This window comes from Saccharothrix xinjiangensis, from assembly GCF_039527585.1.
Lineage (GTDB): Bacteria > Actinomycetota > Actinomycetes > Mycobacteriales > Pseudonocardiaceae > Actinosynnema > Actinosynnema xinjiangensis.
On sequence record NZ_BAAAKE010000008.1, the window covers coordinates 61,039 to 82,059 of the forward strand.

The 21,021-nt window shown below is 72.1% G+C and carries 19 protein-coding genes; 5 read left to right on the forward strand and 14 right to left on the reverse strand.

Translation table 11 applies throughout. The features are described from left to right. Positions 1 to 144 precede the first annotated feature (144 nt). Positions 145 to 1,074, forward strand: a complete 930-nt coding sequence (locus ABD223_RS18910; protein ID WP_344037608.1) for a LysR family transcriptional regulator — start codon at positions 145 to 147, stop codon at positions 1,072 to 1,074. Positions 1,075 to 1,315: 241 nt separating this feature from the next. Here the strand turns inward: ABD223_RS18910 and ABD223_RS18915 are convergent, their stop codons facing one another. Continuing rightward, positions 1,316 to 2,161, reverse strand: coding sequence for a hypothetical protein (locus ABD223_RS18915; protein WP_344037609.1), 846 nt, complete (start codon positions 2,159 to 2,161; stop codon positions 1,316 to 1,318). Positions 2,162 to 2,442: 281 nt separating this feature from the next. Here ABD223_RS18915 and ABD223_RS18920 point away from each other — a divergent pair, with 281 nt between their 5' ends. Continuing rightward, the gene (locus ABD223_RS18920) at positions 2,443 to 5,970 is read left to right on the forward strand and encodes a hypothetical protein (protein ID WP_344037610.1); all 3,528 of its coding nucleotides are present in this window, start codon (positions 2,443 to 2,445) and stop codon (positions 5,968 to 5,970) included. A 16-nt stretch (positions 5,971 to 5,986) separates the two neighbouring features. Here ABD223_RS18920 and ABD223_RS18925 read toward each other — a convergent pair whose 3' ends face one another. The 4 genes from ABD223_RS18925 to ABD223_RS18940 all read right to left on the reverse strand — a co-directional run bounded on the left by ABD223_RS18925 (position 5,987) and on the right by ABD223_RS18940 (position 10,258). Continuing rightward, positions 5,987 to 6,481, reverse strand: a complete 495-nt coding sequence (locus ABD223_RS18925) for a (2Fe-2S)-binding protein (RefSeq protein WP_344037611.1) — start codon at positions 6,479 to 6,481, stop codon at positions 5,987 to 5,989. After that, entirely contained in the window at positions 6,478 to 7,335 is an 858-nt protein-coding gene (locus ABD223_RS18930; RefSeq protein WP_344037612.1) for an FAD binding domain-containing protein, read from the reverse strand. Before ABD223_RS18930 ends, ABD223_RS18925 begins: the two co-directional genes overlap by 4 nt. Then, positions 7,332 to 9,686 carry a xanthine dehydrogenase family protein molybdopterin-binding subunit gene (locus ABD223_RS18935; protein WP_344037613.1) on the reverse strand — a complete coding sequence of 785 codons (2,355 nt, stop codon included), beginning with the start codon at positions 9,684 to 9,686 and terminating at the stop codon, positions 7,332 to 7,334. The genes ABD223_RS18930 and ABD223_RS18935 overlap by 4 nt, the downstream gene beginning before the upstream one ends. Before the next feature lie 305 nt (positions 9,687 to 9,991). Further along, positions 9,992 to 10,258, reverse strand: a complete 267-nt coding sequence (locus ABD223_RS18940) for a hypothetical protein (RefSeq protein WP_344037614.1) — start codon at positions 10,256 to 10,258, stop codon at positions 9,992 to 9,994. Between ABD223_RS18940 and ABD223_RS18945 the strand changes: the two genes are divergently transcribed. After that, positions 10,235 to 11,815, forward strand: a complete 1,581-nt coding sequence (locus tag ABD223_RS18945; protein ID WP_344037615.1) for a helix-turn-helix transcriptional regulator — start codon at positions 10,235 to 10,237, stop codon at positions 11,813 to 11,815. The two genes, ABD223_RS18940 and ABD223_RS18945, sit on opposite strands and share 24 nt — an antisense overlap. On the opposite strand, the gene ABD223_RS18950 is transcribed toward ABD223_RS18945, so the two are convergent. Further along, entirely contained in the window at positions 11,792 to 12,331 is a 540-nt protein-coding gene (locus ABD223_RS18950; protein WP_344037616.1) for an NUDIX hydrolase, read from the reverse strand. The genes ABD223_RS18945 and ABD223_RS18950 overlap by 24 nt on opposite strands. A gap of 61 nt (positions 12,332 to 12,392) precedes the next feature. Continuing rightward, a complete protein-coding gene (locus ABD223_RS18955; RefSeq protein WP_344037617.1) occupies positions 12,393 to 12,848 on the reverse strand; it encodes a hypothetical protein in 456 nt (151 codons plus the stop codon). Positions 12,849 to 12,913: 65 nt separating this feature from the next. Here ABD223_RS18955 and ABD223_RS18960 point away from each other — a divergent pair, with 65 nt between their 5' ends. Continuing rightward, a complete protein-coding gene (locus ABD223_RS18960; RefSeq protein WP_344037618.1) occupies positions 12,914 to 13,099 on the forward strand; it encodes a hypothetical protein in 186 nt (61 codons plus the stop codon). 157 nt (positions 13,100 to 13,256) lie between these two features. On the opposite strand, the gene ABD223_RS18965 is transcribed toward ABD223_RS18960, so the two are convergent. The 5 genes from ABD223_RS18965 to ABD223_RS18985 form a co-directional block, all read right to left on the reverse strand. After that, the gene (locus ABD223_RS18965) at positions 13,257 to 13,487 is read right to left on the reverse strand and encodes a recombinase zinc beta ribbon domain-containing protein (protein ID WP_344037809.1); all 231 of its coding nucleotides are present in this window, start codon (positions 13,485 to 13,487) and stop codon (positions 13,257 to 13,259) included. Between the two features lie 15 nt (positions 13,488 to 13,502). Continuing rightward, positions 13,503 to 14,459 (reverse strand): recombinase family protein, encoded by a 957-nt coding sequence (locus tag ABD223_RS18970; RefSeq protein WP_344037619.1) that lies wholly within the window; start codon positions 14,457 to 14,459, stop codon positions 13,503 to 13,505. Between the two features lie 64 nt (positions 14,460 to 14,523). Next, positions 14,524 to 14,859 carry a hypothetical protein gene (locus ABD223_RS18975; RefSeq protein WP_344037620.1) on the reverse strand — a complete coding sequence of 112 codons (336 nt, stop codon included), beginning with the start codon at positions 14,857 to 14,859 and terminating at the stop codon, positions 14,524 to 14,526. 86 nt (positions 14,860 to 14,945) lie between these two features. Further along, complete coding sequence (locus ABD223_RS18980; RefSeq protein WP_344037621.1) at positions 14,946 to 17,369, reverse strand: tetratricopeptide repeat protein; 2,424 nt, start codon at positions 17,367 to 17,369, stop codon at positions 14,946 to 14,948. Between the two features lie 44 nt (positions 17,370 to 17,413). Then, complete coding sequence (locus tag ABD223_RS18985) at positions 17,414 to 17,887, reverse strand: hypothetical protein (RefSeq protein WP_344037622.1); 474 nt, start codon at positions 17,885 to 17,887, stop codon at positions 17,414 to 17,416. Between the two features lie 66 nt (positions 17,888 to 17,953). Between ABD223_RS18985 and ABD223_RS18990 the strand changes: the two genes are divergently transcribed. After that, complete coding sequence (locus ABD223_RS18990) at positions 17,954 to 18,325, forward strand: hypothetical protein (protein ID WP_344037623.1); 372 nt, start codon at positions 17,954 to 17,956, stop codon at positions 18,323 to 18,325. Between the two features lie 8 nt (positions 18,326 to 18,333). On the opposite strand, the gene ABD223_RS18995 is transcribed toward ABD223_RS18990, so the two are convergent. Both ABD223_RS18995 and ABD223_RS19000 read right to left on the reverse strand, forming a co-directional pair. Then, positions 18,334 to 19,641 (reverse strand): cytochrome P450, encoded by a 1,308-nt coding sequence (locus ABD223_RS18995; protein WP_344037624.1) that lies wholly within the window; start codon positions 19,639 to 19,641, stop codon positions 18,334 to 18,336. A gap of 101 nt (positions 19,642 to 19,742) precedes the next feature. Beyond that, positions 19,743 to 20,936: an esterase-like activity of phytase family protein gene (locus ABD223_RS19000; protein ID WP_344037625.1), complete on the reverse strand. Its 1,194-nt coding sequence runs from the start codon at positions 20,934 to 20,936 to the stop codon at positions 19,743 to 19,745. Between the last annotated feature and the right edge of the window lie 85 nt (positions 20,937 to 21,021).

Below are 21,021 nucleotides of genomic sequence, written 5' to 3' on the forward strand. Positions count from 1 at the left end.
AAATATCGATTCGGAAAACCACGGTTACGTACAAAATTTCACCCGAAAGAAGCAGTTGTCTCACCTGGAAGTGGATAAGATCACGTCAAGTCGACATTCCACTGACAATCCGCGCGTACGGAAAGGTCTATGGGGGAGTCCTAGGTGGACATCAGGCAATTGAACGCCTTTTGGGCTGTATCCCGAACCGGGAGCATCACCCGCGCGGCAGCGATGCTGGGCTACTCGCAGTCTGCGGTCACCGCTCAGATCAAGAACCTGGAGTCCGCGGTGCGCACCCGGCTGTTCGAGCGCAGGCGCGACGGCGTGCGCCTCACGCCGGGCGGGGAGCGCTTCCTGCCCTACGCCAACCGGCTGCTGAGGCTGTCGGAGGAGGCGGTGTCGGCGCTCGCCCCGGAGGCGCCGCTGACCGGTCGGATGACGATCGGCGCCAGCGAGTCGCTCACCACCTACCGCCTGCCCGACGTGATCCGGCACTTCCACGCCGCCCACCCGGACGTGCACCTGATGCTGCGCACGTTCCACGAGGGGCCGGACCACATGATGGAGGCGTTGGTGCGCGGCGACGTCGACATCGCGCTCACCCACTGCATCGACCCGGGTCCGGTGGGCGTGCCCGCGCGGCGACTGGCGCCCGAGCCGCTCGCCCTCGTCGCGCCGCCGGACCACCCGATGGCCGCCGGGGACGCCGTCACCACCGACGAGCTGCGCCGGACCCGGACGCTCATCGTGCAGGCCAGCTGCGTCTACGACACCGCGCTGCGGGCGTCGCTGCCCGGTGTGCGCGCCGTGCCGCCGCTCCAGTTCGGGACCATCGAGGCGGTGAAGACCGCGGTGCGCTCCGGCCTGGGCGTGGCCCTGCTGCCGCGGGTCGCGGTGACCGAGCAGCTGCGCACCGGAGAGCTGGTCGAGCTGCGCTGGGAGCCCGGCGTGACGATCAGCAGCTACGTGCTGCTGGGCAAGGAGCAGGACGGCTCCCAGCTGCTGTCCGCGCTGGACAGCCTGCTCGACCGCGTGGTGCGGGAGTGGCACCAGCCGGCCGCGGCCCACGTGCCGTGCGACGAGCTGGGTTGAGCGGCCGACCCGATCCCGCGGCGTTCCGCGCCGCACCCGGACCGGCGAACGCCCGGCGCGGAACCTCGCGCCGGGCGTTCGGCATTCGCGCACCACTCGGACGAATCGGACCTCTCGGTCCCGGGACGTATTCGGAATCTTTCGGCAAATCTTCACCGGGGCGCGCCGGCGTGGGCCCCGCCGTTCCGGGAGCCGGCTTCGCGCGCGAGCAGGGCGGCGAAAATCGGTCGCAGTCGGACCTTCAACGCGCCCGCCAGGTGGTTCCGCAACGCGGCGGAGGTGAACGGCGTCGCCGACAGCGGCACGTACCGCGCCTGCCACCCCGCGTCGAAGTGCACCAGCGCCTTGACCCGTGACGGGATGCGATCGTCACCGGTCGACGGGGGCAGGGCGGCCGGCGTCCAGCCCTCGGCCCGCCCCGGTCGTCCAGGGCCGCCTGGGCGGACGCCCGGAACACCTCGTACGCCTTCCGGTCCATCGGCAAGTAGTCGTCGCGCAGGTAGAGCCGCATCGCGCCCACGTAGGGCAGCAGTTCGCCGGGTGTCCCGACCGCGACCATCGGGCCGAACCGGCGGAACGCGGCGGCGATCTGCTCCTCCTCGGTGCGCCCCGAGGTGAGCACCCGGTTCAACGGCAGCCCGAACACCCGGTCCTGCTGCACGGACGCCTGCAACGCGTCGTCCCGGAACGGCCTGAGGTACAGCGCGAACCGCTGGCCGCGCACGTCCTCCGGATCGCCGAGCACGCCGGCCAGGTTGCGGCGCGAGTGCCTGAGCAGGCCCTTGCCCGCGTCCAGCAGGCGGAACGCCAGGTACAGGCCGAGGACCGACAGCACGGTGTAGCCGACGCGCCAAGCCGGCGCCACGCCGTCCTGCCACGACTCGGCCAGCAGCTGGACGAAGTCGACGACCATGACGAGCACCAGCCCGACGAGCACGTCGGCGGGGGACGCGGTGCGCCACCCCGCCGCGTGCAGCGCGAAGGCGCGGTCGAGGCCGTAGTTGGCGCAGTAAGCCATCAGCAGGAGGCTCATCAGGCAGTAGCACGCGCCCGAGACCACTGCCATCACCCACGTCGACCGTCGCATCGGTCCTCCGTCCGGTTGGCGCACAGTGAACCGGCGCGGCGCGGGCCAGCTGCCCCGTTCCCGCCCCGACGACACCATCGGCCCGGCGACGACACCCGAACGGCCGTCCCGGGCCGGTGCCGCCCTCCGGCCACGACCGCCACGCGCGGTTCGCCGCCGTCGACACCGCCACCCGCCCCCTCGGGCGATCCGCCACGGGCGTGGTGATCCGGCAAAAGCCGTGACACGGCTCCGGCGGGGCGAGATCATGTCTGCTCGCGCTCGTTCGTGTGGGGGTGCACATGCCCGGAGACCCGTCCGACCACCTGCGTGACGACCCGTTCGGCCTGCACGGCAGGCACCGGGCCGTCGCGCTGGTGCGGGAGTTCACCACCCGGCCGGAGCCGAAGGGCCTGCCGACCTCGCGCCGCACCCCGATCGTGATCTTCACCGGGCCCAAGGGCTGCGGGCGCAGCGCGCTGCTGGACTCCCTGGAGAGCCGGATGCAGGGCAGGCTCCCCCACGCGCGCGTCAACTGCGGCGAGCTGAAGAGCACCACCGCCTGGGAGGTGCTCCCGCTGCTGGCGTTCGACCTCAACCGCACCGCGGCCGGGTACCGCTCCATCCCGTTCCCCCGCTTCGTCACCGCCCAGGTCGCCATCTCCGCGCAGATCGACGCCCTGGGCCAGGCCGCCCGATTACGCATCCGGGAGGAGCTGGAGAAGGCGCGGCGGGTCGACCAGCTGCGGACGTTCCTGGACAACCTGGCGCAGGACCTCGCCGGCGCGGTGCCGGTCGTGGGCGGCGTGCCGGGCGTGGTCACGGCCGCGAGGTACGCGCCGAACCTCCTGCTGGACGGCCTGGTGACGTGGCGGCACGGTCGCCGCGTGGTGCTGGGCGAGGGGCTGGAGTGGTACGGCTCCGGCGACAAGGCCTACGACGAGCTGGCCCGGCTCAACCTGCTCACCCGCGACGACGCGAGCGAGGCCGACCGCAAGGAGGCCACCGAGCTGCTGTGGGCGGCGTTCCTGGCCGACCTGCGGGCCGCGTTCGCCACGGGTCGCGGCGCGCGCGGGTGGTCGTTGAACTGCGTGCTGCTGCTGGACGACGTGGACACCAAGCCGGGCCGCCTGCTCTACCGCGCGCTCGCCGACGCCCGCCGCGGCGAGCCCGACCCGCTGACCGTGGTCGCCACCAGCGCGGGCGGTGTGGCGCGGCACGTGGCCCCGGACGAGGAGATCCCGTTCGCCGAGGAGGCGGGCTACGACGACTACCTCGCCCGCAGGCAGGGCCAGTACGAGAGCGACTCCTACCCGGTGGCGCTGCGCGACCTGACCCTGGACGAGGTCAAGGACATGGTGGCCGACGTCGCGGGGCCGCGCCTGGGCGCGCACCGCGCGGTCGCCGCCGAGGTGTACCGCTTCACCAGGGGCCACCCCGCGGCCACCGCCGTGGTCGTCAAGGCCGTGGGCGACCACACGGGTGGCGACACGTCGGTGAAGCGGCTGCTCGACCGGCGGTGGCGCGGCCCGGTCGACAAGGACCCGGTCACCGTGGAGGAGCGGCTGCGGCGCGAGCTGCTCGGGTCGCGATCGGACGAGGCCCTGGCCGCCCTGGAGGCGTGCGCGGCGGCCCGCGACGTCGAGCAGGCCGACGAGCTGACGGGCAGCGACCTGGTGCCGTCCGCGCGCGGCGGCGCGGGCCTGGTGCCCGAGGAGCTCCAGGTCCGCGCCCCCGAGCCGGGCGGGCCGGTCCTGCGGTCCGGTGACGGGTCGCCGACCGAGCCGGGCGGGGCCGACGCGGGCCGCGTGGTCATGCTGCCCGCGTTGCGGCACCTGCTGCTGCGCCGCCTGGCCGCCGACCCCGGGCGGTGGGCCGCCGCGCACACCTGGTTGCGGGATCACGGCCGGGAGTCCGAGCGCCGCTACCACGCGCTCGCGCTGCGCGACGTCGACGCGGTGGTGCGGTGGCTGGAGGAGCTGCTGCCCGACTCGCGGGCGTGGTTCGCCGAGCTGGACGCGGTCACCGCCGCGCCCAACGACCTCGGCACCGACGAGGCCGACCCCGGCCGGGTGCTGGCCGAGGCGGGCCTCACCGCGCCCCCGGCGGAGCCCGGCAGGGTGATCGCCCGCGTGGTGGCGGCGCTGTGGGCCGCCAACGACCCGCTGTCCACGGCGAACCGCGCGGACCTGTGGAGCAGCGCGGCGTGGGACCTGAAGACGCTGGCGCAGCAGCCGGGCGTGGCGCGCAACGACTTCCTCAAGGCCGCCGCGCTGCTGGAGGCGGCGGCCGAGGCGGGCGACACCCCGCCGACGAGCCGGGGACCGCGGCGGCAGCCGTCGACCAGGCCGGAGGAACTCGACTTCACCCCGCCGACGCCGCAGCGCGTGCGACGCGCGGCGCGGGTCAAGCTGACGGCGCTGGCCGCGGCGCTGGCGCTCGTGGTCGGGTCCTCGGTCGTCGTCGGGCTGAACCTGTTCACCCGGTGCGGCGAGGGCGTCCACGACCGCGGCGGCGAGTGCGTCGGCGTCACCGACGGGTCCTACGTGTTCAACGCCGAACTCGCCGACGTGCAACGGCGGATCCTCGCGGAGAACGAGAAGGTCGCGGGCGGGCGGCACGTCACGGTCGCCGTCCTCACGCCGCTGCTGCCCACCGACGTGGGCAGCGTGACGCCGCAGCGGGTCCGCGCCCAGCTGGAGGGCGCGCACGCCGCCCAGCTGACGGCGAACGAGGACAGGCGCGAGCCGAAGGTCCGGCTGCTGCTGGCCAACCCCGGCAGCCGCCAGCAGGAGTGGCGCCGGGTGGTGGACCAACTGGTCGAGGTGGCCGACGAGCAGCGGCTGGTCGGCGTGATCGGTGTCGGTCAGAGCACCACCAACGCCCAGCACACGGCCCGCGCGCTGGCGGAGGCCGACATCCCGATGATCGCCTCGGTGATCACGGCCACCGGGTTCCAGGTCGAGCCGCCCGCGCAGCCGGGCGAGGCGCCCGGCTACATCAAGGGTTTCGCGCGGGTCAACTCGACCACCGGCAACCAGATCGCGGTGCTGGCCGACCACCTGGCCGGGCGCGGCGCGGGCCGGTCGATGCTCGTCTACGACGACAACGAGGACGACCTCTACACCTCCACGCTGCGCCGGGAGTTCAAGCAGGCCGCGACGAGCGGCAAGCTGTCGATCACCGTGGAGAACCCGTTCGACACCGAGGCGACGCTGGACAACCAGTTCAACCAGATCACCAAGGACCTGTGCAGCGACGAAGCCCTCGACACGGTGCTCTACGCGGGTCGCGCGGTGCTGCTCGACGACCTGGTGGGCAACCTGCGGCGGCGCACGTGCGCGCTGGACCGGCTCATCACGCTGGTCTCCGGTTCGGACGCGTCGATGCTGCGCACCAGGGACGACCTGCGACCCCTGCCGGACCAGTCGCCCCTGGCCGTGGTGTACGCGCCGCACGTGGACCCTGAGGCGGCGCGGCAGATGGGCATCGCCGAGTTCGACCGGCTCGCCTCGCGGTTCGAGGAGCTGGGCTTCGACACCGCCGACCTCGCCGACGGCTGGGGCGTGATGATGCACGACGCGATGCTGGCGATGCTGGACGTGATCAACCGCGCGGCCGTCGGGTTGAAGGCGGGCGAGGTGCCGACGCGCCAGAGCGTGCGCGCCCAGCTGACCCTCTCGGGCCGTGAGCGCAACCAGGTGCGCGGCGCGGGCGGCCCGTTCACGCTGGACGGCACCACCGGCGACGCGGTCGGGCGGCAGTTGCCGGTCATCGAGGTCGGGGCGGACGGGGTGTTCGCGGTGAGGGCGGTCGTGCCGGTGCGCTGAGACCGGGTCCGGCGGGTCAGTCCGCCGGACCCGACCCCGGGTCCGGGTTCGCGGGTCCGGAGGCGGCCTTGATGGCGTCGACGATGTGCTGGTAGCCGGTGCAGCGGCAGAGGTTGCCCGCGATGGCGGCGCGGATCTCGCCCTCGGTCGGGTGGGGGTTGTCGCGCAGCAGTTCGGTGGCGGTGGCGAGCATCCCCGGTGTGCAGAAGCCGCACTGGAGGGCGTGGTGGCGGCGGAAGGACTCCTGGAGGGGGCTGAGCGCGCCGCGGTCGGCCATCCCCTCGACGGTGGTGATCGTCGCGCCGTCGACCTGGGCGGCGAGCAGGCAGCACGAGCGGGCGGTGGCGCCGTCGAGCAGGACGGTGCACGAGCCGCACCCGCCCTGTTCGCAGCCGACGTGGACGCCGGTGAGGCCGAGGTCGTGGCGCAGGAAGTCGGCGAGGGTGCGGCGGGGTTCGCAGACCGCGCCGACCCGCCTGCCGTTCACGGTGAGGGTGACGGTGAGCTTCACGGTGCGACCACCTGTCCGAGTGCTCCGCGGAGTGCTCTGCGGGTGAGGACGGCCGCCATCTCGCGGCGGTAGGCGGCCGGGGCGTGCCGGTCGTCGGGCGGGTCGGTGGCGTCGGCCGCGGCGTCGGCGGCCTCGGCGACGGCGTGGTGGCCGGGCGCCCGGCCGACCAGCAGGGCTTCGGCGGCCCCGGCCCGGACCGGGGTCGGTCCGGCGCCCGCGACGGCGATGCGGGCGCGGGTGACGACCCCGTCCCGCACCGTCACGCACGCGACGACGGCGACCAGGGCGAGGTCGTTGTGGCGGCGGCTCAGCTTGACCACGGCGTGGCGGCTGCGGGGCGGCGGTCTCGGCAGGCGCACCTCGACGAGCAGCTCACCGGGGGCGAGCGCGGTGCGGTGCGGCCCCAGGAAGAAGTCGCGGGCGGGGATCTCGCGCGGGCCGCCGGGTCCGCGGACGCCGAAGGTGGCGTCCAGGGCGACGCAGACGGCGGGCAGTTCCGCGGCGGGGTCGGCGTGGGCGGCGCTGCCGCCGACCGTGCCGAGGTTGCGGACGGACACGTGCCCGACGTGGGACATCGCCTCGGCCAGCAGGGGCGCCCTGCGCCGCACGAGCGGCGAGGTCTCCACCTGCCGGTGCCGGACGAGCGCCCCGAGGACGAGGTCGCTCCCCGACTCGTGGAGGTGGTCCAGGTCGAGCCGGTTGACGTCGACCACGGTCGTGGGCCGGACCAGCCGCTGGTTCAGCAGCGGCACCAGGCTCTGCCCGCCGGCCAGCACCCGCGCGCCGCCGGACAGGGCGGACAGGGCCTCCTCGACGGTGGCGGCGCGCACGTAGTCGAACGGGGCGGCCTTCACCGGCCCGCGCCCTCGCGGATGGCGGCCAGCAGGGCCGGTGGCGTGATCGGCAGGGAGGTGATGGTGACGCCGTGGGCGGACAGCGCGTCCTCGACCGCGTGGGCGATGGCCGCGCCCGCGCCCACCACGCCCGCCTCGCCCATGCCCTTGAACCCGCCGGGCACGTGCTCGGCGGGCGTGGACATGTGCTCGACGGCGAACGGCGGGACCTCGACGGCCGTGGGCACCAGGTAGTCGGTGAACGACCGGGTCAGCGCCTCGCCGGACGGGCCGTAGGCGAGCTGCTCGAACAGGGCGCCGCCGATGCCCTGGGCCGCGCCGCCGTGGAGCTGGCCGTCCACGATCAGCGGGTTGATGACGGTGCCGCAGTCGTGCGCGATCAGGTGGCCGAGCGGGGTCACCACGCCGGTCTCGACGTCCACCGAGACCAGGGCCGCGGTGCAGCCGCAGGAGGTGGTGACGTTGACCGGGTCGTAGACCTCGCGCTCCTCCAGCGACGGCGCCTCGCCCTCGGGCAGCGCGCCGTCGAGCCGCCGGTAGGCCGCGTCGCCGACCCGGGCCAGCGACAGGGTCGCGCCGGGCGCGCCGCGCACCGAGATGACGCCGTCGGCGACGACCAGGTCGTCGGGCGAGACCTCCAGCAGGTGCCCGGCGATGCGCAGCACCTTGGCGCGCAGCCGGGTGGCCGCGGTGAGCAGCGCCGCGCCGCCCACGGCCGCCGCGCGGCTGGCGCCGGTGCCGTACCCGGTGTAGGGGCAGGAGTCGGTGTCGCCGGAGATGACGGTGACGTGGTCCAGGGGCACGCCCAGGGTCTGCGCGGCGACCTGCGCCAGGGCGGTGTGGACGCCCTGGCCCATGGCGCTCTGCCCGGTGTGGACGGTCACGTGCCCGGTGGAGTCGATCCGCACGACCTCCTCGTCGAACCCGGAGTGCCGCATGCCGCCCTGGTTGATGATGCGGGACGGCCCGAAGCCGGACACCTCGGTGTGGAACGAGTAGCCGATCCCGACCGCCTCGCCGCGTTCCCGCGCCGACGACGCGAACGCGGGCCAGCCGGCCCGCGCCACGGCGCGCAGGCACAGGTCGAGGCACTCCTCGTAGCGCCCGGTGTCGTAGACGAACACCGGCGACGCGTACGGGAAGGCCGAGGGGCGGATGAAGTTCCTGCGCCGCACGGCGTGCGCGTCGACGCCGAGGCGCCGGGCGAGCGCCTCGACCATGTGCTCGTGCACGAAGTTGGCCTTGGGCAGCCCGTAGCCCCGGTAGGAGCCGTAGGGCGATTTGTTGGTCAGCACGCCCACGACGTCCATGCGGTAGGCGGGGATGTCGTACGGGCCGGTCATCGTCGCCGCGGTCGTCCAGCACGGCGACAGGCCGACCGAGCCCAGCACGCCGCCGAGCACGCCGTGCACGGTGCCGCGCAGCCCGGTGATCGTGCCGTCGGCCCGCGCGGCGAGTTCGACCTCGATGCGCTGCTCGCGGGAGTGCGAGCTGGCGACGAAGCTCTCCCGGCGGTCCTCGACGAGCTTGACGGGCCTGCCGGTCGCGCGGGACAGGACGGCGGCGACGACCTCCTCGCCGTAGAAGTCGAACTTGGCGCCGAACCCGCCGCCGACGTCGGGGGTCCGCACCCGGATCCGGCCCACCGGCAGGCCGAGCACCTCGCCCATCAGCTCGCGGACCAGTTCGGGCGCCTGGGTGGAGAGCCACAGGTCCAGCCGCGAGGTGACCGGGTCCCAGGTGGCCACCACGCCCCGCGTCTCCAGGGGCGCGGCCGTCTGCCGGGAGAACCGGAACGACTCGCGCAGCACCACGTCCGCCCGCGCGAACGCCGCCTCGACGTCGCCCTTCTCCACCACGGCCCGCGCGCCCACGTTGTCCGGCAGGTCCTCGTGGAGGCGGGGCGCGCCCGGCGCCAGGGCCTGCTCCAGCGTGGTGACGGCGGGCAGCGGCTCGTACTCGACCTCGATCAGCTCGACCGCGTCCTCGGCGGTCGCGCGGTCGACGGCGGCCACGGCGGCCACGCCCTGGCCCGGGTAGCGCACCACGTCGACCGCGAGCGGGTGGCCCACGGGCAGCGGCGCGTCCGGGTCGGGTCGCCAGACGACCGGCTGCGGCGCGACCACCGCGGCTTTCACGTCGGCTCCGGTCAGCACCGCGAACACGCCGGGGTGCGCGGCCGCGGCGGCGGTGTCGACGCGCACGACGCGGGCGTGCGGGAGGGTGCTGCGCAGCAGGGCGGCTTCGAGCATCCCGGGCGCCCGCACGTCGTCGAGGAACGTGGCGCGGCCGGTGAGCAGCCGGGGGTCCTCCGTGCGGGTCACCCGCGCGCCGATCAGCCCTTCGCTCACGCCGCCCCCAGGGGGTCGAGGTCCGGCAGCCACTGTCCCACCGGACCCGGCCGGGGGGAATCACGCAACAGGGTGCCTCGGGGTGGTCGCGGCGGGGTCGGGGCGGGTGGGGGTGGCGGGCCTGGATGGCGGCCACCGCGTCGGCGATCTCTGCGGCTATCCGGCGGGACTGGGCTCGGTGCCGTCGCCACAGGGCGCGGATGCCGCAGGTGAGGGCGTAAAGGGCCACGCACGACCACACGGCGCACGTCGCTGCGTACATGCCGCAGGTGAGCAGGCCCTTCACGTCCTCCGGGGTCATGGCGTCAGCCGGTGAACTCGGCGTGCTTGCCGTAGGCGTCGGTGCCCTGCGTCCTCGACAGCTCCTGGCACCGGGTGGCGAACTCGGTAGCCGCCCTGGCGAGGTTCCAGGCGAACGCGGCGGCCATCTTGAGGCCGTCCGGGTGGTTCGCCACCTGCACGGCGATCTGCGAGTCACCGAATTCCGCGATCAGGTTCGGCTGTCCCGGCGTCGGCTCGACCAGTGCGGCCGACGTGTGCTCCTCCGGGTGGGCCAGTACGTAGAAGGCCATTCCCCGACTCCCTCCGTCGTTGTCCTGATCACGACGATGCGGGACTTCTCGGGCTCGGTGCACCACGTTCGTGGATGGGATATCGGCGTCACCGATATCCGCAGGTCGGCGCGTGTCCGCGTGGCTACACTCGGGTTCAGTCGCAGGTCAGGGGTGGTGATGGGCGTAAGGCGGAACCGCCGGAGCTGTCGGGGGTGCGGGGCTCGACTGGCGGCGGACAACAGCACGTCGCACTGCTCGGCCTGTGCGCGGCGGGAGACGCAGGTTGTCCACGCGCCCGAGAAGCCGGCGAAGTTCTGGGCGACGCCGGAGTTCCGGGAGGCGTTCGCTTCCCGCCATTTCGGCCGGGTCCTGAAGGTGTACCGGTACGCCCACAAGCCGCCGCTGACGCAGGCCCGGCTGGCGCGCTGGCTCTACATGTCGCAGCCGCAGGTGTCGTACTTGGAGCGTGACCGGACGCCCGCGCCGAGTGATCTGGTGCGGCTTGAACGGTGGGCACGGGCGTTGCGGGTGCCTGAGGCGCTGCTGTGGTTCCAGCTCAACTCGTCGCCGAACGTGGCTTTGGGAGAGCGGCGGGCGCGGTCGTTCGGGTGGTTCACGGTAGGTGCGTCGGTGCCTGCTGTGGATCGGGTCGTGGGGCCACCGGACGTGGAGACGTTGCGGGCGATGACGCGGACGTTCCGGCAGCTCGACAACCGGTTCGGCGGTGGGCACGCGCGCTCGACGGTGAGTCAGTACCTGGTGGCCGAGGCCGTGCCGCTGCTGCGGGCCGGTCGGTTCCGGGACGGTGTGCGGCGGGAGCTGTTCGGGGCCGTCGCGGAGATGAACCAGCTCGCCGGGTGGATGGCGTACGACGTGGGGGACGTCGAGGTCGGGCGGAAGCACCTGCGGTTGGCGTTGCAGTTGTGCAAGGACGTGGGAGATGACGCCCTGGCTGCGGAGATGCCGGCCGGGATGAGCCATCACGCCGCGTTCTTCCGGTCGCCGTTGGTGGCGGTCGACCTGGCTCGCGGCGCTCGGGACAACGCTTCGCGGACCGGGCTCGGGGTGCTCCAGGCGGAGGCCGCGGTGATGGAGGCGCACGGGCTCGCGTTGCAGCGTGACTCCAAGGGAGCGGTCGCGGCGCTGCGGGACGCTGAGGCGTTGTTCTCCGGTGCCGAGGGCTCGGCGGTGCCGGAGTGGCTGAGCTACTTCGACGCGGCGTACCTGTCGGCGAAGTTCGCGCACACCTTCCGGGACCTCGGGCGGCCGGACGAGGCTGAGGGATTCGCTCGGCGGTCGTTGGAGATGACCGAGGGGTACGAGCGAGGGCGGCTGTTCAACACTGCGTTGCTCGCCTCGATCCTGGCCGATCAGCGGCGGGTGGAGGAGTCGGTCGAGGTCGGGTTCTCGGCGCTGCGGATGGCGAGCAACTTGAACTCGGTGCGGACGGTGAGGTACCTCGCGGACGTGGCTGCTCGGCTGGCGCCCTTCACAGGGGAGCCGGCGGTTGAGGAGCTGTTCGCGGAGATGCGGGCTATGGGGATCGTGGGGTCAGTGGAAGGCCAGGACGTGTAGCAAGCCGATCTGGGCGGCGGCTCCGATGATCTCGCTGTTGGCGAGCATGTTCTTGATCTTGGCGAGGGGAATCCAGGCGACGCGCTCGGCCTCGTTGATGTCGGCCTGCTGGCCGGTGTCCTCGGCCCCGTGCCCCACGTAGATCAGGTTCTCGAAGTCGGCAGTGCCGGTGAGCGGCTGGAAGGTGGTCAGCAGCTCGACGCTGCGGGGCTTCCAGCCGGTCTCCTCGATGGCCTCGCGCATGGCGCAGTCGGCGGGGTCCTCGTTCTCGTCGAGGTAGCCGCCGGGCAGTTCCCACGTCCAGCGGTCCATGATCCAACGGTGGCGGTAGATCATGAGGACGTGTTCGCGGGCGTCGTCCAGGACCAGCGTCATGACGGCCTTGGGCATCCGCAGTACCCACTGCTCGAAGTGCACGCCGTCTGGTAGCTCGACGTGGGCGATGCTGACGTTGAGCTTGCGGGTGTCGTCCACCAGGCGTTCGTCGTGGATGGTCCAGCGCGTCAAGTCGGTCATTGGCACATCAGGCTTCACATCGAGAAACGATACATCAGAAGCTTCGAAGTGCGCCCATCGCTCAAAAGCGCCAAACCAGCCAGTTGCCGATGAATTCTGCGAACCCCCGGGTCGGGGGCCAGTCGGTGCCGTAGACGAAAGCTGCCACGATGATGACTACCGCCAAAAACAGGCGAAGTGGGCTGAATACGTCACCATGAAATCCGCGTTCGGTCGCATAAAATACCGGAATCACCAGCAAACTGCTGCCCGCCAGTTTGAACCACTCCCAAATTGCCAGGTCCAGATTGAGGAAAATTTGCGCATATGAGGATGCTACTAGAAATAGGGCCGCAGCAAGTGCTGCGATGATCCCTGGGTAAAAATATACACCTGCATCAACGCTGCTGTCGGCCGAATGGTGGTGGATTCCGCCGTATATGTTACGTGCCTGGACCGAGTTGTAGGTCCACCCCGAATGGTCGTTATACGAGTCTCCATCGTGGGCATCGTCGTCATCGTCGTCGTAGTAGCTCATGCTCGACAGCCCCCGTCGCACCTGCCGGTCCCGCCTCAACAGGGCAGAGTATCGACGCTTGGAGCTTGAAAGGCCGCAATAATGCGGTCTCGGTGGCTCTCGTGTCGCCAGATGAGTTCGATGCGGTCGGGGTGGAAGCCTCGGCGGCCGTTGGCGGGGTGGATGACGATGGCGGTCTTGGCTCGCCAGCGTTCTTGGTCGGCCAGGAGGGCGCGTTCCTGGGCTTCCAGGTCGGAAGCATGGCGAAGTAGCGGGCTGCGGAGATTTGGCGAGCCTTGCGCGCTTTCGTCAGTTCCTCCGGGTCAGCTCGGACTTCGGCTAGCTCCGACTCGTTCGGCCAGGGTTCCGGGGTCGTCTGGGCCGAGCGGCGTTCGGCTTCCAACTCGTACTTGCGGATGACGGCGGCGGTCACCCACTCGTCCGCCTCGCGGCCGGGATGCTGACGCCTCCACCGCAGCCGCCTTTGTTCTTGGCCTCACAGGTGTAGTAGAAGCGGGTCGGGTCCTTGACGCGAGAGGCGTGGGCCTTGAGGGCTCGCAGGCGGACGCCGCAGTTGTCCTTGCCACAGCGGAGGGTGCCGGTGAGGAGGTAGGTCCTCGTGTTCTTGCCTCGGCCTGCGATGGCGTGGTTGCCGATGATCGCCGTTACCGCGTCCTACTCATCCACTGCGAGGATGGGGTCGAACTGGCCGATGACCGGTTCGCCTGCCTCGTTGACCACGATCTCCACCCGGAACGACTCCTTGCCGGTCTGGGGGTTGATTTCGCGGACGTTCCTGGACCGGTAGCCGCATACCCTCGGGTTGCGGAAAACCGTCTTGACCGTCTGGTTGGTCCACTTGTTGCCCAGCGGGGTCGTCACGCCTCGGTCGTTCCAGTCGTCGACGATCGAGGACAGGGGTGCGCCCTTGAGGATGCGTTGGGCGGTCTCGCGGATGAGGGCGGCTTCGGGCTCGTTGACGGTGCGCTTGTCCGCCAGCCAGCCGAACGGGCGGCGGCCTCCGGTGGGGATGCCTGCCTGCTCCAGCGCTCGGTGCTTGCGGCGGACTCTGCGAGCGGTGTCGGCGGACTGCTTGTTGTTCGTCGCCACGACGATGCGGGCCACCGCGCGTCCGTTGTCGGTCAGCAGGTCGAGGGTGCCGGTGATGTCGAGGATGGGGCGGTGGAAGTGCTCCACCACCTCGATGGCGTCTTCCGGGTGGCGGTTGTCGCGTGTCAGACGGTCGATGTCGTAGACCACCAGGCCGTCCAGACGATCACCCGAAGGTGTGGCACCGCGCTTGAGGTCTCCGAGTGCGCCTTCGAAGATCGGGCGGACCACCCGATAGGCGTACGAGCCGTCCGGCATCTGGGCTCGGCGGCGCTTCCAGGCCGAGGTGTCCGGTTCCACACAGGTGTGGATGTAGATCCCGCCGCGTGACTCGACGTACGTGCGGCAGTCCTTCTCCTGCTCGTCCCGGCCGCCGATGTGCTTGCCGGACAGGGGAAGGCGGCGGACGTTGGCGTGCGGGTCGTCGTGGTTCAGCTCGAACGACAGGCGGACGAGGCCCGCCAGGTTCAGGCCCTTGAGGTCGCCCCAGTGGGCCTGCTTGACCCGGTCTGACTGCTCCATGAGCTAGTCATGCATCAGGCAGTGTGCTGGTCCCGGAACAACCCGATGGAGGCCGCCACCGCGGTCACCCCGCCACCCACGTGGATGGCCATCGGGGTGAAGTTGTCGGCGTGGTCGGCCTGCGCGGGGTCTTGCGGGTCGTAGCGGATCGACAGGCGATCCCGGGTTGGCGCCGCTCCACTTCCTTGGGGAGCTTGACCGTGACCGACCGGCCTTCGGCGGTGGTGAACCGCACCACCGGCCGCCACGGGGAACGCTGTGCCCCGCTGCCCTCGACGCCCACCACCTCGGCGTCCACCGACACCTTCGACAGCGCCCCCACGATGAGGAGGACGCCGAGGACGAGAGCGCCCGAGCCGGCGATCACCTTCAGAGCTGCGTGCACCTTCACGTCCCCCATGATCAGTTCCCCGTCCGAGGTTGTCCGGCGTGACGTCGCGCGGGTCGGCGACACCACGCCACAGGGTGCGACCGGGTCGTGTGCCCTCAGCGCTTCTTCTTGCGCTTGCCGGGCCCGTGCCACAGGACGGGCCGCTTGGTGCTCGTCACGCCCGACCTGATGGCCTTCAGGCTCGCCTTCGCCAGTCGGGTTTGCGGGTGGTCCGGTCCGGCGACGTGTTCCAGGACGGCCAGGACCGCCCGCATCTCGGTTTCGGCCTCCCGTCGTCGCCCCATCTTGGAGTAGTTGACGGCGAGGTTCTGCCGGGCGCGGAGGGTGTTGAGGTGCTCGCTGCCGAGGATGCGGCTGTGGATGTCCACGATCGACAGGAACTCCCCCTGCGCCGCGGTGTGCTCGCCCCGGTCCGAGAGCACCCAGGCCAGGTTGTTGCGGCTGCCGAGGGTGGCCGGGTGTTCCTCGCCGAGGATTCGGCGCTGGATCTCCAGGATCGACCGGAACTCGCCCTGGACGGTGCGGTGCTCTCCGAGATCCCAGAGCACCTTGGCCACGTTGTTGCGCACGGCCAGGGTGTCGAGGTGCTCCTCGCCGAGGATTCGGCGCTGGACGTCGAGCACCGTGGTGAACGCTTCCAGCGCGGCGGCGTGATCACCCTGTTCGGTGAACACCGTGCCCAGGTTGTTGCGGGTGGCGAGGGTGTAGGGGTGTTCCTCGCCGAGGACCCGGGACCGGATGTCGAGGATCGACCGGAACTCGTCCCGGGCGGTCGCGTAGTCACCCAGGGCCCCTGTCACCCAGGCCAGGTTGTGGCGGGTGATCAGGGTGTCGGGGTGTTCCTCCCCCAGGGTCCTGCGCTGGATGTCGAGGATCGACCGGAACTCGTCCCCGGCCGCCGCGTGCTCACCGCCGTTGGCCGTGCAAGAGGCGATTCCGTGCCGTGCGATCAAGGTTCGGGCGTGTTCATCACCCAGGAGATCGGCGCACGCCCGGTGCAGGGCGACGTATTCATCCCTCGCCTGGGCCCTCAAACCCCGGAGGAGCAGGTACTGGGCGGCGAGTTGGGCGACGCGCGCCAGCCGGTCGACCAGCACGAGGTCGTCGAAATCCTTCGGGAACCTCTCCAGGAGGTGGAAGGCGTGGGGTGCCACCAGGCGCCAGAGGGGCCACCGCCGGTGGTCCTGCGGGGAGAAGTCGGACTCGCCGGCCACGGCCTCGACGAGCAACCGCGCCGCCACCGCCAGGACCGCGTTCCCGTCGTGCACCGGGTCCTGGTACCGGGAACTGGCGTCCCGCATGAGCGGGTGCACGCGCAGGACCGGCAGGTCCCCCTCCGCGGACGCCGGGCCCGGGGCGGTGGGCGTCAGGTCGACCAGACCGAGGTTGGACATGTCCCGCAGGAGCGATCCGGCCTGGTCGCGGTCGAGCGCGGAGAACGCCGGGGAATCGACGAGCGCGTCCTGCTTGAGGATCAGCTGGTACGGCAGCGGGGCGGGCGCGAACTGGGCGAGCAGCCGCATGAACCGGCCCGCCAGCGTCAACCCGCGGTCTTCGAGCAGGTGGACCGCCAGTTGCCAGTTCCGGTCCACCAGGCGGTGGGAGGTTCCCTCCTCCTGCTGGTGGCCCTCACCGCCGGGGCGGGGTTCCAGGATGTCCACGCGCCCCTCGTCGAGGGCCGCGTGATAGCCCTTGAAGGTGGTGACTGCCGTGGAGCCGTGCCAGATGTCGACGGTGGACTGGGCGAGGTAGGAACCGGCCAGCGACAGCGCCAGGGGCAGGCCGCCGAGGCGTTCGGCGAGGGCGTTGGCGTCGGCCCTGCTGCCACCGCGACCACGCGTGCGGTCCAACAGCACCTGCGCGCCGTCGGCCGGGGCGAGCATCTCCACCGGGTGCGGCGCGATCCAGGTGCCCCAGGAGGCCGGATCGCCGCCCCGCCTGCTGGTGACGATCACGAAGCCGTGGCTCCCGAGGAACGGGCGCACCCAGCCGCGCCCGCTGCTCAGCGTGCCCCGCTCCCCTTGCGAGGCGATGTCGAGGGCGTGGGGGTCGTCGGCGTTGTCGACCACCAGCAACCACGGCTCGCGCCGGGCGCCCAACCGGCGCCACAGGACGTCCGCGGCGTCGTCCGACCGGAGTTCGTCGCCGCCGGCGCCGGCCAGTCGCGCGACGGCGTGCAGGCCGGACACCAGTCCGGCGTTGTCGGCGGCCGACACCCACCACACGGCCGTGCCCTTCGCCGACACCCGGCGGGCGATCTCGGCGGCGATCGAGGTCTTGCCGCTCCCGCCCAGGCCGTGCAGGAGGTGGGCGCGCCCGCCGGTCCCGGCGTCCTCGAACCGGGACAGGAACGACTCGACGACCTCCTCACGGCCGCGCAGCGCCCCGGCGCCGTCCATCGCCGCCAGCGGCAGCGCGACGGACTCGGCGAGCACGGCCAGTTCCACGGAGGTCGGGATGGTGACCGCGTCGTCGGTTCCGATGATCTGCCCCGCCGCGATGCCGTGGGCGGTGGCCACGACGGCGTGGTGAGCGTAGACGTTCGTCGTCGTGCCGGGAGCGGTCAGCTCCGTTCCGCCCCCGGCACCGGAGGGTGGGGCGAGGTCGACAGGTTGCCGTGGACCACGCCCGCGGCGATCCCGCCGGAGTTGGCCACGTTCGAGACGTCCCGACCCACGACCATGCTGTGGCTGCCGGTCTCGGCGGAGACCGCCACACCCGCGGCCGCCAGTTCGTCCAGCACCTCGTTCAACGGCCGGGCCAGGTCGGGGTGTTCTTCGAGGGCGTCGCGCAAGCGGGTGGTCCACTCGGCGGAGTGGGCACCCCGCGCGCGTTCCAGCTCCTCGCCCGTCGACGACGCCAGCTCGGCGCGCGTCCGCTCCAGGCGGCCCTCGACGACCGCGGCGCGCTCCTCGTCGCCTCGGCCCAGGACCCGGGCGAACCCCGCCTTGGCCTTCGCCCACGCGTCCGTGGTCGCGGCCTCGACCAACGCGGTGCCGCCTGCCGCCGCTAACGCGACCAATGCCTCTGCCAGCACGAACCCTCCCGGGGTGTCCTGGTCCACCCGGACGGTGGAAGGTGGACCACACCGCTAGTCGGCGGGGTGGCGCCCGCCGTTACCGTGGTCGGCCGCAGTGGCCGGCACCCCGGTGGACGACGCCCGCTCCAGCCCCCCGAACGCGGTCTCCTCGGCGCGCAGGACTCCTCGTCGTCCGTCCGGCCCCTGCTCGCGTCGGCCGACCGCGCGTCCCTGTCGCTGCTGCGCGCCGACCCGGCCGAGGGCCGCGTACACCAACCACAGGTCGCCGGGTTCGCGCACCAGCAGCAGCACCGCCACGGCCGCGGCGCCACCACCGGCCGCGACCTCGCCGAAGCCGACTGGCTGCGCCTGCTCGACGCGCTGCTGCTGATCACCCTCCACCCGCGGGAACCGCGCCGCGCCCGCGCCCGGACACCCCCGGACCGCCCCGGCTGACCCCGGGATCAGCCACCCAGGACCGCGGGCAGGCGCGCGTACCCCCGCAGGACGCGCGTCGACCGGTGGACCGCCCCGGGCAGCAACCGCAACCGGGGGAAGCGCTCGAACAGCACCCGCAACCCCACCTCACCCTCCATCCGGGCCAACGCCGCACCCAGGCAGTGGTGACGACCCGCGGAGAAGGCGATGTGCTCACGCGCGTTGACCCGGCGCACGTCGAAGCGCCCCGGGTCCGCGAACACCAGCGGATCGCGGTTGGCGCCCGCCAGGACCACCGTCACCACGGTCCCCGCTCCCACCGGCACCCCCGCCACCTCGGTGTCGCGCACGCACGTCCGACCCGTCAGCAGCACCGGCGGATCGACCCGCAACACCTCCTCCACCGCATTGGGCCACCGCGCCGGCTCACCCCCCAGCACGGCCAACTGCCCCGGGTCGCCGCGCAGCAACGCGATCCCGTTGCCCAACAGGTTCACCGTCGTCTCGAACCCCGCCGCGAGCACCAACCCCGCCGTGGCCCGCAACTCCACCTCCGACAGACCGACCCCGTCCTCCCGCGCGGCCACCAGCCTGCTGAGCAGGTCGTCACCCGGCCGGGCCCGCAACCGCTCCAGGTGCCCCGCCAACCACGCGTCGAACGCCGCCAGCGCCGCCTCCACCCGCCGGAACCGCCGCCACGACAACCCCATGTCCAGGCTCGGCGCGGCGGCCGTGCCCAACTCCAGCACGCGCCGCCGCTGCTCCGGCGGCACACCCAGCACCTCCGCGATCACCATGACCGGCAGCAGGGCGCAGTACTCCCCGGCCAGGTCCACGCGACCCGCCGGGTCCAGCGCGTCGAGCAACTCGTGCGCCATCCGCTCGGTCCGCTCCCGCAAACCCTCCACCGCACGCGCGGTGAACACCCCCGTCACCAGCCTGCGGTACCGGGTGTGGTCGGGCGGCTCCGTCACCAGCAGCGACGGCGGCGCCATCGGGTGCAGCGCATCCGGCGCGGACCACTCCGCCAACCGCGCCAACACCCCGCTCCCCACACCGACGCCACTGCGGAAGTCGTTGCTCGTCAACACCTCCCGCACCACCGCGTGACTCGCCGTCACCTTGGAGAACGCGCCCTCCACCAACGGCCCGCCACCGCGGATCTCGTCGAACAACCCGCTCAACGCGGTCGTGGGCAGCGCGTTCGACGCCACGAACAACCGCGCCTGCGGATCACCCCGCCGAGCCGCGGCGAGCAACGCGGCCCGCGGGAGCCCGTGCCGCACACCCCACCGCACCACCGGCTTGACCGCGTCCCGGACCGCGAACCCCATCGCCGCCACCCCCTTTGTGGTACTGACACGTACCACAAACCGCCACGACGGGGAACCACGTCGGTGACGCCCCACCCGGACGCCACCGACGCGCACGACCCCTAACGACGCCGCAACACCCGCGGATCCGCACCCAACGCCTTGTCCAACCGCAGCGTGATGAACTCGTTGTCATCCGGCCGACCCGGGTTCCGCCCCGACGACGACGGGAAGTTGTTGTCGTTCAACACCCCGATCGTGCGATCGTCCAGGATCACCACGTCCTCGATCGTGGTGAACGGGAACGTGAACGTCGACCCGAACCCACCCAACCGCCGCGGGTTCGCCACGTCCAACAGGTCCGCCACCAGCGTCTTGTCCAGCACCCCGTCACGATCCCGGTCGCGCTTGTCCACCAGGTACACCCGCTTGGTCCGCGCGTCCACGCCCTGCGCGCCGTCCCGCTCGATCACCAGCAACCGGTTCCGGTCCACCGTGACCGCGTCACCGATCGCGTGCTCCGGCCGGTCCAACCGGTACACCCACCGCTTCCCCGTGTACCGCCCCTGCCGCACGTCGAACTCGTTCAACCGCAGCGTGCCCGGCTCGTCACCCGCGACCGAGCCCTCCAACAACGCGTCCAACGTCCCGCCGTCCACCGACAGCGCCAAACCCTCGTACCCCTTGCTGCCACCCAGGTTCGGCGCACCCGCCGGGTTCTCCGGCGCGAACACGCCCGGCAGCGGCGCCGGCGGCGCGAGCAGCCGACCCGCCCGGTCGAAGTGCAGCAGGTACGGGCCGAACTCGTCCCCGATCCAGTACGAGCCGTCCTCCACCCGCACGATCGACTCCACGTCCAGGTCCGCGCCCGTCAACACCCGGTCCGGCCGCGTCAGCGGGAACGGCACGTGCCCGTGCGGGTCCGTCAGCGTGATGCCGCCGACCACGTCCACCGCACCCGAACCGAAGTCCGGCGCCACCCGCTGGATGCGCAGGGCGAAGTCCGCGCTGTTGGCCTTCGCGCCGAACCCGTTGTCCGACAGCACGTCATAGGTGCCGTCGGCGTTGCGCAGCACACCGCTGAACCCCTGCACCGGCTGGTCCGCGAACGGCGGCACCACCCCGTTGACGGGCGCGACGCCCAGCGCCGCCCCGGACGGCTCGCTGCCGGGCACGAACGTCGACGCGGGCAGCGCGGCGAACCCGGTCAGCGTCGCGCGACCCCAGTCGCGGCGGTCGTCCGGCGACGCCACCCCGGGCGCCGCCACCCCGACCGACACCAGCACCGACAGGCCGACCAGCAAGGTTCTTCTCATGGCCGCACGCTAGGAGCACTCGGTGAACGGAGGGTGGCCCGAGCCTGATCGTCCGGTTGAACGTTGCTTTCGAGCAACACTGAAG